We start from the raw sequence: 13,858 nt of genomic DNA on the forward strand, positions 1-13,858 counted from the left end.
TTTCTAGAGGGCTTATCTTAAAGGTAAGCACTACGAGGTTAATGAAAAATATCAGAGAAATTTTGATGCTGTTTAGTTGGCGCTAGGGTGGCTTGCATAACCAAAACTATCTAAATCCTCGTTGTCTATTATAGTAATAAGGAAGTTATAGAGTTTTATAAGATGTTATGGGCTTTGTTTTTATAAACAATGAATGCTGATTTTTCCTAGCTGGACTTTGAGCATCATTCATACATTAGCTTGCGAATAATCGAAAGGCCAATATACACGCTTATTTGAGCTACTACTTCTCTGCAAAAGAACAAGGCTGTAATAGGGTTATTCAAGGAGAGCGGACACAAGTTAACTTTAAGAAGAAACAAGAGATGTATAAGTTGTTTATTACACTATTTAGTGCATTCACCTTAGTATTGTTAAGACCAGCGGCAGCTAAGGAAGTTTCTCAGGACAACGTTGAACGTGCTGAATATTCGCTGCAAATAATAAAAGAGTACTCGGTTACCTCGCCAGATCGCGCGCAAGACGAATTATATATAAGCAGTGACCTACGAAAGTTCTTACCTAGGAAAAAACAGATCGATTGGCTAATTCAGAGTGCAGTTGTTGCCAACCGTTTGAATGACTTCTCCTTGTCAGAAAGTACGCTGACTGCACTTTACTATTCATTTATGTCTGAGCTGACAGCAAAAGAAAGAGGTCTATTTTTCTATTTTCTGGGACATGTAAATTTAAAGCGAGGAGATAATGATACGGCAATCAAAATTTATAATTGCGCTTTGAAGAGTTACACGAAAGAAAACTTTGCATTAAGGGCCATGTTTTCCATTGCAAATGCACTTATAGCAAAAGGAGACTACGAGCTTTCTGAAGCTGTGATGAGGCTGTTACTCGCTGAAGTAAACAGGCAAAAAATAGATAAGTGGAAAGCTGCGCCAACAAATGTATTGGGAATTTTTGCTTTGCATAGAAAAAACTATGGCGAAGCGGAGAGTTACTTTAGGCAAGCGATGGATCTCCATCAAAAAAATAGAAATAAAGCTGGTGAATATAATGCTTCATTGAATCTATTGTTAGTTTTCGCATTAACAAGTAATTTTGAGATGTTTGAAAGATTGAAAGACAGGCTGGCTAGAACTGGTGAGCAACTATTAGATCAAGATAGAGTGGCGTATTTTTCTGTGATCAAATATCTTGAAAAGTTCAATAAAAACAAAGGGTTGAATGAATCTGATATGGCTGCGATGCTCTCAGACATTGACAGTATTAAAAGTATGATAGTTAAAACGGCTGTTTCAAGCTTCATTGCGCCTGAAATTAACTTGAACCTAGTAAAAGAGAAAACCCAAATAACAACGCTAGATTGGGTTAAAGAGATTCAAGAGAAAGAGTCATGTACCGACGATAAATTGGACTTTTCGTTTATGTCTGTGGAAATAGAGTGAAATAGAGTACTCCGTTGAGGCGTATTTGTACTAAAACTGATATGCCTTACATATTAGGCGAAGCAAGTTCTAGCCTACAGCTGTCTGCCATTGCTCAACATTTTCTTTGTCGATAATTGTGCTGAAAGGGACTTGCAAATAACCACCACGATCTGGACACAATACTGTCAACTTGTCGTGATTATTTTTATCGGTCAATTCTTTTGCATCACAAACGCCAGTAAGGTTTTCGCCTTCCCATGCGAACTTAAGCTTAACAAACATACTTCTTAGCCTTTTATTAAATAGTATAAATCGGGCAAAACTTAACCTCAGTATAGAGTGAACCACTGATTAGGTCATGTTCTTTTTTGGCATAAAATAGTTAAAAGGTGACAGGAAAATATTTTTTATATTTATCAATGATATCTCAGTAGCAATTAACAAATAAATTAATTGTTATTAACAAATAGATAATCACGCTACCTCGAATTGTAACTACTTTGAATATCACCTAAGTCGTTCAAGAGCGGTTAACTCTAGAGTTGATGGCTACTAATGCCATATTCTTTTACCTAACTACTTCACTATATCTTTACTTTGCATAAAGGTGTATCGGACACCTATGACTGCAGAGAAGTTATTGTCTTCTTCAAATAAGGCACTGTCTTCATTTTCAGCACCTTGCCATAAGCCCCATTGCACCGCAGTAAAAAGACTAAGTTCTGGTTTTATCTGGAAAATAGAGCCCAATGACACTTTAGTGCCTAAGTAACCTGCTTTTGCATTAAATTGCTGTCGGCGTTCTGTTTCATACTGGGCGTCTATTTGATAAAAGTAATCATGCAATTTTTCGCTAGCCCAAATCGGTGCTAGTGATGCAAATGCCACGGTATCGTTCCATAGTAAGTCTTTGCTGCGCCAAGAGAGTTGTGGCTGAATTGTGTAACCTTGGTGATTGATGCTACCGAAGTCGGTCGAGAATACTGCTCTCGTTTGCACGTTTAACCATATTTCACTGTCTGCTCCGTACTCAATAGATGAATCCGAAAGTAAGAACCTGAACTGTGGGCCAATTTCGAACAAGAAGTCTAAATCAGGCATTCCTTCACGTATTTTGGAATCTTCAGAATCTGCATTAAATGCTGCAGCCATCGATACGTCAACTTTGAAACGTGGCGCCTCCAATGCAATAGCTTTAACGATTGAACCATCTCCAACTCTAATAGTGTCACCACGATAAATGCCATATGGCACAACCAAGGCTTTATCTTGGCTATCGCTTGAAGCAGGGTAAAGAGGGCTATGAAAACCTGCGGCTACACCACCTAACTCCCATTTTGGAAGCGGTTTGTCTCCTTTCTCAAACCCCGATTCGTTGCTCGAAGAGGGCATAGAGAGTAAAAGGATACACAGTCCAACGATAAGTTTGTTGTTAAAAAATTCAGCTAGCATTTCTTTGTTAATTCAACGCATTAAAACTTCAATATACGAGCTTGCTGTAACATTAGTTTTAGAGCAAGCGCGGAATATGAATATTAGTGCCTTTGCGTATTGTTAATTTGTAAGACCATTGATAAGTGGGTATCTGTAACTCCTGACACGACAAATTGGTGTGCAAGGTATAACTGTATTGCTTTGTTTGTTTTTTGCACTGACAAACGGAGGGTCTTGATGTTTTTCGCAAAACAATAGTTGATAAGCCATCGCAGTACATTGGAACCATGTCCTTTATTTCTGTATTGAGGACAAATAATGAAATCTACGATCAATAATTCACTGTCTGACTCATTGAGTACAATTAATCCTAATGTTTGCCCCGAGGACTGAATAAGGTACTTATGTAACATTGGCCATGCGCTGTGATAACTCGCAAGCATTCCTGCGTACTGGCTCTCAACAAGTTGCGAGGCCAACTCCTTGGGAAGTTCCGGTAGCGTCATTGCCAAATTTTCTCGCCAAATATTAGCTAATAACGCATTTTCGACCGTGTTTTCTTTACTAACAAACGTAAACTTCATCTATCAGAAAAAGGAGCGAAAGCTCCTTTTTTAGTTTCGTGATGGGAATATACCAACGAGCGCGATAATAAAATTTATCGCCAAGTAAGGCGGTATATTGGTTTGGGCTTGCCCTCCACCAGTATTCGCTGCAGTTGCCTCTATTGAATTGGGGTGCATGTCGGTTGTAGGTGCTTGAGTTGAATAGGTCGCAGAATAAAAGCCTGCATCATTCGACCATGAATTTCCTGCGGCGGTGTTAGCGTCTCCAGGGCTATTATTTGATTTAGCTTTTGCGTCAATAACGTGTGTATGTGAAGGCATCTGAGCAGCGGTCAATACGACGTCTTCTGTTCCTCCTTTTTGACCAAGGTTATAGGGAGATAATCCCGGCCCATTGCCTTGAGCGGTTGGAAACCTGCCTCGCAAGTCGGGTAATCCAAAAGTTGTTCTGCCATCGCCACCGTATGTCGTACCTAAAATTGAAAACAGTGCGCTATTTGAAGCTATTGAGAGTAGTTGACCATGGCAAAATGCCCAGCCTCTGGGGGCAAAATTGCCTGCAAACATAGTAATTTGGCCAATAAACGGTTCAGACATGTAACTTTCCTCTTATTTACTTATTTGTTGTCGTTGGCTAAGTAAATTTATGGAAGTAACTCATTTACTACCGCAGCCGCTCTGTAATTTTCTGTGTTATTTTAGTAGGCAAAATGTGCTTATTAGTTTGCCTTTTTCACTGTTACTTTGCTCAACCCTAATAAATTCTGAGTCGAACGATTTTAAATGCGTAGCACTGCAAAGTCCTTCGCTAATGTCCGAATCGTTTGTTTCAAACACTAAGGTAAATTGCTGAGTTTGTTTATCCTCTTTAACGTCTCTCAGTTCTGCAAGCGTTACTTTCGAGGAAATACCTTCCGCTCGGAGATAAAATGAATCTCCCACTTTCTTTTGGTAACGTGCAATTGCATCATCTTTGTTAGATGTTTGTGCGAAGGATGTGGCTGCAAATATTTTGTTTGAGCCTATAGCAACGGCCGATACGGCTGAAGCTACTAGAAATTTTCGTCTATTAATCATGTTGTTCTCCGTTAGCGACGAATTTTAATCAGTCCCATGCTTAACAGCGACAACATCAATAACGCGATTATATTGGGTTCAGGTATTTGGTTTGGTGGCGGCACACTAGAGTCCTGGGTATTTATTGTTAGTGTTGAATACACCAACTGAAAACCGTTCCCCTGACTTTCTTGAGATTGGCCCGCACCAGGTCCAAACAATGGCGTGATAAGGCCAGAGCCACCAACATCTAGGTTTACTGTATAAGAACCGTCCACTAAGGCAGCTAAGTCTGCTGCACTTAGATTTAACGTGAATACGTTGTATTGACTATCCTGCGTATTTGCTGCTTCAAACAGGCCATCTAATGCGGTTGTTTTATCTGAACCATCTACGGAGAAAGCATCTAATTGGCTTCCAGAAGAACCAGAATCAAGATCCCAAATGCCAAACGATAGAGAAGCACTCAAAATCGTGTCGACTATGGCGCCATAACTGAATGTCCATGAAACGTTCGGTGCATCAAGCGGTGGCGGTGTGCCAAAGGGAGGTGCGGCATCTAATCCATAGGGGTCTAAAAAAGGAGCCGGACCGGTCTGTTGGCCATCAATATCGGGTAACGCATATATGTTACCGTCTACTAATGTGTTTCCATCATTCCCCACTGAAACTGAAATCAGTCCCGCGTGCGCTTGGTTGACTGCTAGACAAAAGGCGAGAACGAGAATTAGCACGAGATTATTATGTATTGCCGTATTCATTCACTATCCTTAACGGGAAGTGACCCGTATTTGTTTGTCGGCAATAAAAGCATAAATCATACCGTTGTATAAAAAACAATCAGTTACGGTTTGGTGTTTAACAAGGTGTAAATAACCCAGACACTTTTGTGAAGGGTTAAAAACATAACAATATAGAAAAATAGGAATGGAGTTTGACTAAGCAACTCATAATCGCTGTCTTGATATTTAGCGCTGGCTATTTGCTTGGCTATCTGCAAAGCGGCAAACAAGAAAAGGTCGTTCATCAGACAGACGGAAACGCTATTAATACTTTGGATAAAGAGTCAGTTGCTGCTTCCGCGCAAGACGAAATGACTAATCTCGCGGCAATCAATGCCAAGATCGGTAACGTTGATAGCGACAGTTCAGACGCTACATTAGTTGATAAAGTGAATACATTTAACGTCAATTCTACAAAAGGTCTGCTGAGGACTGCTCAAGCACAAGGCGATGGTGGCGAAGAAAACTTTTTCTTATCTGCTATAAAAAACACGGACAGTACGAGAGAAGATAAGCTAAATGCCATTGAAAATCTGCTTTCCGAATCTTCTCCACAAGGGGTTGCAAGCGCGTTAGGAGACGAAGATCCACTCGTTCGAGAGCATGCTGTTGGCGCGTTAGCATCTATTGGTAGTGGAGAGTCAATTTTAATTTTGGGTCAGGTGGCACTGAGCGATCCAGAGAGTTTTATAAGGCAAAGAGCCGTGGAGGCCTTAGCCGAGTTGTCTCACGACGACAATGCTCAGCGATTTGTTGAATATGTTGCACAATACGATCCAGACCAAGATTTAAGAGCGTTTAGCCAATCGTTACTGAAGTGATTATACGCTTTGTGACTGTGCAAATTGAGACATCAACCAATCATTCACGTCGGCATCTATGACGAGGTGAATTCGATCAGTCTCGCCCTTATTTAATACGTGATGCGGTCGTGTAAAATTCAAATAAAAGCATTCACCTTCCGCCATGACTTTCCTGTTTCCATTGAGATAAAACATCACCTGCTTATTCGTAAAAATAGGAATATGGAGCCTAACCGTACCGTCTTCTATTGATAAATCATAATCTGAGTGCTCTTTAATTCTTGAGCCAGGCGTTAACTTCATGAGCCTTACTGATTTCAAATAACATTTAAAATATTGAAGCGCTTGGTGAAAGCAGGGGAGGTTACCTAGTATTGGTGTGTTTTCAAAATGTGCTGCGGAAGGATCAGAAAATGCTTGTCTAATTGGGTGGGTTTCACCGACGGGAGCCCTCAATGTAATAATGTTCCAGCTACCTTCATAGTTGTGGCGAACAAAATGGTCTATCCATGACGCATCATCCAATTGCAGTAGCTCTTGTTGAAGGTGTATCGCGTTGAATTTGCAGGGTAATTTCAACGCGTCTGCTTCAGTAAAGCGATTAGCTTTTTGCATAGTTGATTCCTGCTCTATTTTCCTACTCATCAAGCCTTTCAAACGCTTCATGGCTGTGAGTAGCTAGTTTCTTCACTATCAAAATGGGGTGAGATAATAGTGTTTGAACAGACCTCGGTTTAAGAACTTGGTTCTCCTACCCATTGGCAGCTTTTGTCATATTCCTGCACTTTGTTCCGGCCGTCGTCTTTCGCTTGGTACAAAGCTATGTCTGAGCGTTTGTATAGATCGTCATAGTTTGCATGGCTCATATTACCGACAGATACGCCAATGCTTGCAGTTATGGGGCTATCGCAAGGGGTACGCATTTGCTCTATCGCTTTTCGTACGCGATCAGCAAATGTAAGCGCAGACGCTTTGTCCGAATCTAATAGTAGTATTGCAAACTCTTCACCACCAATTCGGGCAAACATATCTTCTTTTCTACACAATGACTTTACGGTATTCGCTATATTGATAAGGACTTCATCGCCAATATCGTGACCAAAGTTGTCGTTAATCGCTTTAAAGAAGTCGATATCGATAAGGAGAAATGCAATGTTGATGTCTTGCCCTTGGTAAGCTGCTAGCTTTCTATCAATAAATCGCCTGTTGCCAATGCCGGTTAAAGGGTCTGTTTCTGAGGCGACGATAAGCGCCTGGTTTTTCACTTCTAATCTCAACATTGCCTGTTTTCTTAGACTCAATACAAGAAACAGCACCAAGCACACTAGAGAAAACACGATGGCAGCGAAAAGGTACAGCGAGGAGTGGCGAGATTCGCGCTCTTTTTGCAGAACATCTTCCTGAAGCTTAATAAAATCTCGCTCTATTTGCAGTTGGCGTTCAAGTTTTTTGATGATCCCTTCCTGTGTAAAAGGCTGAATGGTATTGCGCCGTTCAATATATTCCGCCTGTACCTTTGCCGCAGCCTCAAAGTTACTTAGTTTTAACTCAAGTTTGGCCAGGTTTTCATACAGCGCCATCTCGCTTTCTACAGACGTTTTGTTCTTAACTTCGACAATACCATTACGGTATACCTCGATAGCTTCATCAAATCTTTCGAGTTCAGTTAACAATTGCGCAAGACCAAGAAACGCAGAAGCAACAGCGGGCGGGTAAGCACTCCCTTTTGGATCACTGATCACAAAACGGTATAGAGCAATCGCTTTGTCTGTTAGTTCAAGTTCCTTGTAAACATGGGCTAAATTTACGCTGGCTTCGCTGTAGGTGAAGTCACTAATTCTTGCTTCATCTGACAGGACAAACTCTAATATGGTTTGCGCATCGGCAATTTGCTGGTTTTTAAGATACGAAATACCTAGGCCTGTTCTGGCATTCATTTCCATATCAATATTCTTTGTAGACTGGTGAATTTCAATCGATTGCTTGAAATAATTTGCCGCTTCTAGATAGTCGCCTTGCGCGATAAGTACGTTGCCAAGGTTGTTGTAAACCATCGCCATATCGGTGGGCTGATCACTCAACTTGGCAAACCTAAGTGCTTCAATGTAGAACTTCATCGCATTGTCATAATCGATGATTAGTTCATAAAAAACTCCCATAGCACGGTTAGACACTGAGATTAAGTGAGGATCTTCGATAACATTAGCAACATTGATAGCCTTGGTGAGGTGTGAGTATGCGGCTTCATTTAAGCCTTGGTACATTTGTGCTTGACCAAGCAGGCGCAAGGCAATAGCTCTGCTATGGTCATCGTTATGCTCTATCGCCAGTGGTATAGTTTGTTCAGCATAGTGAGCAGAAAGCTGTGGGTCACTATACAAGTACTCTAAGGTCAACTTATTGAGTATGGTCATCCGTTGCTTGTCACTTGAGGGAAGATCAATAAGTTGAAGTTTCAACGACTCTGCAGTGTCCGCATAGGCGTTAAATATGTGCGATGCGATTGTCATGACTATAAAAAGTGTCACTCGATAAAGCATAGATTTATATAGTATTTTTTAGTATCGATGCTTTGATACTAATGCAATACCGCGCCATTGGCTAATAAAAGCACAATTTGTTTTTGAGCTTTAACATGCCATTAGGTTACTTTTTGGCGTTATGATCAGGTTGGGGCAATTAAATTAAACGTTATTTAAAGTGGCGCTTTATAAAATAAAAAAACGCTGACATACGGTCAGCGCTTTTGGGGTAGTCAATAAGCAAGAGCCTAGAAAGAGTAGGTCAGGCTCACTTTACCGTTAATCGGCGCACCGTAGTAACCAACATTGTAAAGGCTGTTGATGTACTTCTCATCAGTTACGTTGTTGATATTGGCTTGTGCAACAAGCTGGTCGTTAATGTCCCAACGAACGAATGCGTTAAGTAGCAAATAAGAATCTTGTTTGATATTGAAGTCAACATTCTTTGTGTCTGATTGCCATTTACCACCTAAGCCAATTTGCACTTCAGGTAGTTGAGGCAATGTGTAGTCAACAGCAAAATTGATGGTGTCGTTAGGGTTCCACTCGTGCGTATCTTCACCATCTTCATCTTCTACTTCAACGTGTGTATAGCCAATAACAGCATTCAAGTTGTCTGTCAGGCGGCCAACTACCTCGATTTCAACACCTTTGGATTCAACATTAACGCCTTTGTAATAGTTTCTTCCATCAGGTCGAACACCAGCGAAGGCCGCTAGGTCATCTTGCTCTGCGGTAAATACCGCAAATGTTGTCAGTAAACGGTCGTCTAACCATTGCGCTTTTAAACCAGCTTCTACGTTAATGCCTTTAGTTGGATCTAAAAAGTAACCGTCAAAGTCGTAACGCTCTTGTGGTTGGTAAATATCTGAGTAGCTAACGTACGCATTTACATCTTCTGTAATGGCATATGTGGCACCGATGTATGGACTGATTTCGTCTTCATCGTTGTCAACTTCTACACCACTATTTAGACCCTCTCGTTCAAAGTCGATTGCGTTGAAACCAGCGATAACGAAAAGATCGTCATTAACATTGATTTTTGTTGAGCCAAAGATACGGTTTAAGGTGAGATCAATATCTGCGTACTCGGTTTTTGGACCCCATTCTGGTTCTGGAATAGCATCCATTTCATATGGAAATGCTGGCGTCGGGCCGAATCCTGATAGCGGGGCATACGTGTGCGACACTTTTGTGCTTTTCGAAGAGCTTGCACCTAGCGTTAGCTCATGGGTGCGACCGAACAATGAATAGTCACCAATAACGTTGATGTCGAATAAGTCTGCTTCAAAGTCGTCGTCGTAACGGCCTGGCCAGCCCGATAGTCCTAAACCTGTTTCTTTATCAATCGCGCCGAAAACGTAGAACAATTTGGCAGGGTCTTCAGACTTACGGTAATTGTATGTCGTTTTTACTTCCCAGTTGTTATCAAACACATAGGTATACTCAACAAAAGCGCTGGTATTTTCCGTATCCCATGTTGTCCACTCTTGAGCCGTACTGGCACTCTCGTCAAACTCTGCTTGTGTGCCGTCGGTGTGATTTAGAACTAGGCCACCCCACATATTGCCGTCTGTGTTGGCATCTTGATATGAGAAACCTACAGTTAACGTAGAATTGTCAGTCAACTGACCATCAACTACGCCATATACAAACGCGCGATCATTTTCTAACCCATCAAGGTACGACTCTGAATCTTCAACCGCGACGACAACACGGCCTGCCCAGCTGCCACTGTCTGTTAAAAGGGCAGAGTAATCTGCTTGTAAACGTTTGAAGCTGTCTGAACCAATAGACACGCCAATTTCGCCTTCGTTTTCATTGGTAGGGCGTTTTCGTACGTAATTAATGGTACCAGCAGCATTACCTACACCGGTTAATAAGCCATTGGCACCGCGAATGACTTCAATTGATTCATAAGCATAAGATTCCATTGGACCCGTAACAATTCCCCAGTTATTGGGCATGCCAACACCGTCGATTTGTGTGTTTTTAATATCAAAGCCACGTGATGTGTAGTTGGTGCGGTTTGTTTCCCATTCTTCTACGGTTAAACCTGTTGCTAGCTTTAGCGCGTCATTCAAATTGGTTGCTGCAAAGCTCTCAATTAAATCAGATGAAATGACACTGATTGATTGAGGTGTTTCATTAAGCTCCATGGTTAAGCCCGTAGCGCCTTTACTTACGCGGTCAGAGCGAACACCAACAATGAGAATATTTTCAACATCTTCAATGTTATTTGCACCAGTTTGTTGGTTGGCATTTGCAGCTTGTGCGTTTATTCCCATCGCAAGAACTAAGCTCGAAAGAGCAAAAGTACGGTTAAGTTTCATGTTATACCTTCGTGTTTTATGTAATTTTCCACTGATTAGCTGTTGAAAAATCAATGGTTTTATCTGTTGTGTTCCATTCGGCGCAATATTATATAAACACTGACAATAAATATGCAAATAATAACTATTATCATTTGTGTTTATTTTCTTGTGTTGTTCCGTCAAGGTCATTACTATGCTTGCCACATCACGAAAATTTATGTTTTTCACATAAAGTCGCTGGCTAGGAGGGTGGTTTGGCGAAGTTAAATAATCGGTTTTGGTTCCAGTTGCACGGCTGGATTTCATTACCCGTATGGGTTGTTTTTTGTTTGGTTTGCTTGACGGGCACCATTGCAGTAGTGAGTCATGAGTTAACTTGGTTGACTAATCCAAATGCGAGGGCGGTGAATCCAGATAACTTGCCTGAAAAAACAATGCCAGAATTAGTCGCGGTTGTTGAACAAGCTTACCCAACGGCAAAGGTCACAACTGCGTTAAATTTTGAACCGTACTTGGTTAATGCCGTAATTTTCACTGATCATGACAAACCTTATGCAGTCGCTTATATCAATCAATACACGGGAGAAATTCAGGAGATAAACCAAGGTCAGACTTTTATTAATTTTATGCGCTCGCTGCATGCTTGGTTGTTATTTCCATGGCAGAATAGCTATAGCCTTGGTTATTACTTGGTCTGTTTGATGGCGGTGGTAATGCTAGGTGCGCTTCTTACAGGCCTTGTCGTTTATAAGAATTTTTGGCGATCTTTTACACAACCCAAAGTACGCTTTCATCAAGGGCGTAAAACGCTTTACGCTGATTTGCATCGATTGGCAGGCGTATGGTCAATATGGTTTTTAGTGTTAATGAGCATTACGGGCATTTGGTACCTAGTGCAAGCGATTCTCTGGCATACCGATGTTGAAATAGACCCACATGAACCTATGATTGCTATCGAGCAAGTGCCGATGAGCTCGGCAGGCGCTCCAAGTCCAAACTATTCTTTGGCAGACGCGTTGGCTATAGCGAAGCAGCGTTTTCCTGATTTTGAAACCACCTATATTTTACCTGCTGAGCACAACCGAGATAATCACAAACTTTATGGTTCTGGTGACTTTATATTTTTCGACAAGTATTCATATAGCGTTATTGTCAACCAATGGACTGGTGACATTGAACAAGTGAGAACGCCTGAACAAATGACAGGCATTCAAACCCTTGCGCATATCGCACATCCTCTGCATTACGGGACAATAGGTGGTATTTGGACCAAAGTTATCTGGTTTGTATTTGGTGTGCTATTAACGGGTATGTCGATAACAGGCTTTTTAATGTGGGGAAAACGGACATTTGATGGCGCTAGGCAAGTAGCAAAGTCAAAAGAAAATATTCAATCTGATCAATTAATAGATGTACTTCCTGCTAATAAGGAGGCTATCGATGGCTCGCGTTAAAAATACATGGTGGAATCGCAACAAGTTTAAAATGAGTGGCTTGGTTATTGTGTTGAGCGCTGTGTTTTTCTATCAGTCACTTAACCCAAAATTTCCTGAACTTTGGTCAGCGAAAGTAATTGGTGAATATAATGTATCGCCTATGCCATTTAACCTTAAGCAACCATATTTGCATCATGGTGTATATACTAAGGATTTCTTTTTGATTTTTAATAAAGGCCAAGTGAAAAATATAAGACAGGCTTATTTGAATATCGGCACCAAAGCATTACCACTGGCTTCCTTAGAGCAAGGAGAAGATGGGATTTTACATGGCAGTCAACACGGTCAGGAAGTGCACGCAATATCGCCCAAAGTTCTTTCCGAAAAAGATAAATTATGGCTAACTATAGAAAACTGGAATGGTGAGGTGTTGGTAACTTACTGGGATATACCTGTTCAGTTTTTAGATTAAGGTGCCTTACTAAAAGCACCAAACGAAAAAGCGCTTATAAAAGCGCTTTTTTAGGGCAAATAATTCGGGAGTATTTAACTTCCCACTACCAACCTACGTAAGCCGAATAACCAAAAATCAGTTCAATGGCTAAGTGAATAAAAAGAGCAGGTAACACGCTGTTTGTTCTAATGGTGAGCCAACTTAGCGCAAGAGAAGCAAACACGAAAGGGATAGATTCGTACATTGGTTTTTTAATGTGAAACAGGGCTTCAAAAGACGCCACCATTAGCATAGCTGTCCAATTAGATAATACTTCTGGTACGGCATAACGTTCTTTAAGTAAATACCGAATACCACCTAATAAGAAGCTGCGATGGAATAACTCCCAAGCAATTAAGGTTGAACTTGTGAATATTAAAAAGCGTTCAAACCTTGCTGCCTCTCTTAACTGTTCTAGCGATTGACCTTTACGGTAGTGATTTAGGTAATCATCGGCGTAGTTCGCTAAAAATATCGCCAAAAATATTAGGCATACGCCCGCCACTAACATGGTGAGCGCTGAAGCTTTGTCCCATCGGGGAAGTTTCAAATATATGTGAGTTAAAGGAATGGCTAAAACCATTAAGAGGATAGCAGGTAAAACAATACGTAAAATCGGCCAGAGCCCCATAAAACCCTCATAGCGAAGCACTTTGGGCGCAAAGTAATGGCCGATAAGCTGCAGCAGCAAGGCAGATACAACAATCACTATCAGTGGTTTTACATCAATAACTTTTGAGGTAGGCATTGTTTGCTATTTAGTCGTATATTGCTGAGTTACTGTAACAGCGACATGAGTACTTTCAAAACCTTTTAACCAAGTTTTAAATCAGCAATGTGTTGCTAACACAATGACTTATGGTGGTGTTGTGAATAAAGCCGATACAGAGCCTTTAGTGATAGGCTTAACCTATTACTTTTGTAAAAATGGCGGAGAATATGCTCGTCTTGTACGTTTCGTCGTTATTCTTATCAGACAAATGCGTGATGATTCTGTATAATCCGCGCACCCAAAATCACCAGATAC

General features: G+C 41.0%; 15 protein-coding genes. 5 read left to right on the forward strand and 10 right to left on the reverse strand.

Features of this window, described 5'->3' with window-relative positions; genetic code table 11:
- Positions 1-275: 275 nt before the first annotated feature.
- A complete protein-coding gene (locus ACFSJY_RS06420) occupies positions 276-1,442 on the forward strand; it encodes a tetratricopeptide repeat protein (protein ID WP_386032371.1) in 1,167 nt (388 codons plus the stop codon).
- 69 nt (positions 1,443-1,511) lie between these two features.
- On the opposite strand, the gene ACFSJY_RS06425 is transcribed toward ACFSJY_RS06420, so the two are convergent.
- The 6 genes from ACFSJY_RS06425 to ACFSJY_RS06450 form a co-directional block, all read right to left on the reverse strand.
- Positions 1,512-1,706, reverse strand: coding sequence for a hypothetical protein (locus tag ACFSJY_RS06425; RefSeq protein ID WP_386032373.1), 195 nt, complete (start codon positions 1,704-1,706; stop codon positions 1,512-1,514).
- 294 nt (positions 1,707-2,000) lie between these two features.
- Positions 2,001-2,876, reverse strand: a complete 876-nt coding sequence (locus ACFSJY_RS06430; protein ID WP_386032375.1) for a MipA/OmpV family protein — start codon at positions 2,874-2,876, stop codon at positions 2,001-2,003.
- A gap of 83 nt (positions 2,877-2,959) precedes the next feature.
- Complete coding sequence (locus tag ACFSJY_RS06435) at positions 2,960-3,442, reverse strand: GNAT family N-acetyltransferase (protein ID WP_386032377.1); 483 nt, start codon at positions 3,440-3,442, stop codon at positions 2,960-2,962.
- 30 nt (positions 3,443-3,472) lie between these two features.
- The gene (locus tag ACFSJY_RS06440) at positions 3,473-4,021 is read right to left on the reverse strand and encodes a phage tail protein (RefSeq protein WP_386032379.1); all 549 of its coding nucleotides are present in this window, start codon (positions 4,019-4,021) and stop codon (positions 3,473-3,475) included.
- 96 nt (positions 4,022-4,117) lie between these two features.
- Positions 4,118-4,501: a hypothetical protein gene (locus ACFSJY_RS06445; protein ID WP_386032381.1), complete on the reverse strand. Its 384-nt coding sequence runs from the start codon at positions 4,499-4,501 to the stop codon at positions 4,118-4,120.
- Positions 4,502-4,512: 11 nt separating this feature from the next.
- Positions 4,513-5,241, reverse strand: a complete 729-nt coding sequence (locus ACFSJY_RS06450) for a PEP-CTERM sorting domain-containing protein (RefSeq protein WP_386032383.1) — start codon at positions 5,239-5,241, stop codon at positions 4,513-4,515.
- A gap of 173 nt (positions 5,242-5,414) precedes the next feature.
- Between ACFSJY_RS06450 and ACFSJY_RS06455 the strand changes: the two genes are divergently transcribed.
- The gene (locus tag ACFSJY_RS06455) at positions 5,415-6,083 is read left to right on the forward strand and encodes a HEAT repeat domain-containing protein (protein WP_386032385.1); all 669 of its coding nucleotides are present in this window, start codon (positions 5,415-5,417) and stop codon (positions 6,081-6,083) included.
- On the opposite strand, the gene ACFSJY_RS06460 is transcribed toward ACFSJY_RS06455, so the two are convergent.
- The 3 genes from ACFSJY_RS06460 to ACFSJY_RS06470 form a co-directional block, all read right to left on the reverse strand.
- Positions 6,084-6,680 carry an aspartyl/asparaginyl beta-hydroxylase domain-containing protein gene (locus tag ACFSJY_RS06460; protein WP_386032387.1) on the reverse strand — a complete coding sequence of 199 codons (597 nt, stop codon included), beginning with the start codon at positions 6,678-6,680 and terminating at the stop codon, positions 6,084-6,086.
- Between the two features lie 119 nt (positions 6,681-6,799).
- Positions 6,800-8,575: a diguanylate cyclase gene (locus tag ACFSJY_RS06465; protein WP_386032389.1), complete on the reverse strand. Its 1,776-nt coding sequence runs from the start codon at positions 8,573-8,575 to the stop codon at positions 6,800-6,802.
- A gap of 260 nt (positions 8,576-8,835) precedes the next feature.
- Entirely contained in the window at positions 8,836-10,920 is a 2,085-nt protein-coding gene (locus ACFSJY_RS06470) for a TonB-dependent siderophore receptor (RefSeq protein ID WP_386032391.1), read from the reverse strand.
- A 236-nt stretch (positions 10,921-11,156) separates the two neighbouring features.
- Here ACFSJY_RS06470 and ACFSJY_RS06475 point away from each other — a divergent pair, with 236 nt between their 5' ends.
- Together ACFSJY_RS06475 and ACFSJY_RS06480 are read left to right on the forward strand one after the other, a co-directional pair.
- Positions 11,157-12,356, forward strand: coding sequence for a PepSY-associated TM helix domain-containing protein (locus ACFSJY_RS06475; RefSeq protein WP_386032393.1), 1,200 nt, complete (start codon positions 11,157-11,159; stop codon positions 12,354-12,356).
- A complete protein-coding gene (locus ACFSJY_RS06480) occupies positions 12,343-12,810 on the forward strand; it encodes a hypothetical protein (RefSeq protein ID WP_386032395.1) in 468 nt (155 codons plus the stop codon). Before ACFSJY_RS06475 ends, ACFSJY_RS06480 begins: the two co-directional genes overlap by 14 nt.
- 85 nt (positions 12,811-12,895) lie before the next feature.
- Here the strand turns inward: ACFSJY_RS06480 and ACFSJY_RS06485 are convergent, their stop codons facing one another.
- A complete protein-coding gene (locus tag ACFSJY_RS06485; protein WP_386032397.1) occupies positions 12,896-13,579 on the reverse strand; it encodes a CPBP family glutamic-type intramembrane protease in 684 nt (227 codons plus the stop codon).
- A gap of 121 nt (positions 13,580-13,700) precedes the next feature.
- On the opposite strand from ACFSJY_RS06485, the gene ACFSJY_RS06490 reads away from it, so the two are divergent.
- Positions 13,701-13,832 (forward strand): hypothetical protein, encoded by a 132-nt coding sequence (locus ACFSJY_RS06490; RefSeq protein ID WP_386032399.1) that lies wholly within the window; start codon positions 13,701-13,703, stop codon positions 13,830-13,832.
- Positions 13,833-13,858: the final 26 nt, after the last annotated feature.

This window comes from Thalassotalea euphylliae (genome assembly GCF_042682785.1).
GTDB lineage: Bacteria > Pseudomonadota > Gammaproteobacteria > Enterobacterales > Alteromonadaceae > Thalassotalea_F > Thalassotalea_F euphylliae.

What these genes read in the sequence shown, in the direction of transcription:
- ACFSJY_RS06465 (WP_386032389.1), bottom strand. Translation starts at nt 8,575, where the DNA reads ATGACAATCGCATCGCACATATTTAACGCCTATGCGGACACTGCAGAG.
- ACFSJY_RS06435 (WP_386032377.1), bottom strand. Translation starts at nt 3,442, where the DNA reads ATGAAGTTTACGTTTGTTAGTAAAGAAAACACGGTCGAAAATGCGTTA.
- ACFSJY_RS06430 (WP_386032375.1), bottom strand. Translation starts at nt 2,876, where the DNA reads ATGCTAGCTGAATTTTTTAACAACAAACTTATCGTTGGACTGTGTATC.
- ACFSJY_RS06470 (WP_386032391.1), bottom strand. Translation starts at nt 10,920, where the DNA reads ATGAAACTTAACCGTACTTTTGCTCTTTCGAGCTTAGTTCTTGCGATG.
- ACFSJY_RS06485 (WP_386032397.1), bottom strand. Translation starts at nt 13,579, where the DNA reads ATGCCTACCTCAAAAGTTATTGATGTAAAACCACTGATAGTGATTGTT.
- ACFSJY_RS06440 (WP_386032379.1), bottom strand. Translation starts at nt 4,021, where the DNA reads ATGTCTGAACCGTTTATTGGCCAAATTACTATGTTTGCAGGCAATTTT.
- ACFSJY_RS06450 (WP_386032383.1), bottom strand. Translation starts at nt 5,241, where the DNA reads ATGAATACGGCAATACATAATAATCTCGTGCTAATTCTCGTTCTCGCC.
- ACFSJY_RS06460 (WP_386032387.1), bottom strand. Translation starts at nt 6,680, where the DNA reads ATGCAAAAAGCTAATCGCTTTACTGAAGCAGACGCGTTGAAATTACCC.
- ACFSJY_RS06445 (WP_386032381.1), bottom strand. Translation starts at nt 4,501, where the DNA reads ATGATTAATAGACGAAAATTTCTAGTAGCTTCAGCCGTATCGGCCGTT.
- ACFSJY_RS06480 (WP_386032395.1), top strand. Translation starts at nt 12,343, where the DNA reads ATGGCTCGCGTTAAAAATACATGGTGGAATCGCAACAAGTTTAAAATG.
- ACFSJY_RS06425 (WP_386032373.1), bottom strand. Translation starts at nt 1,706, where the DNA reads ATGTTTGTTAAGCTTAAGTTCGCATGGGAAGGCGAAAACCTTACTGGC.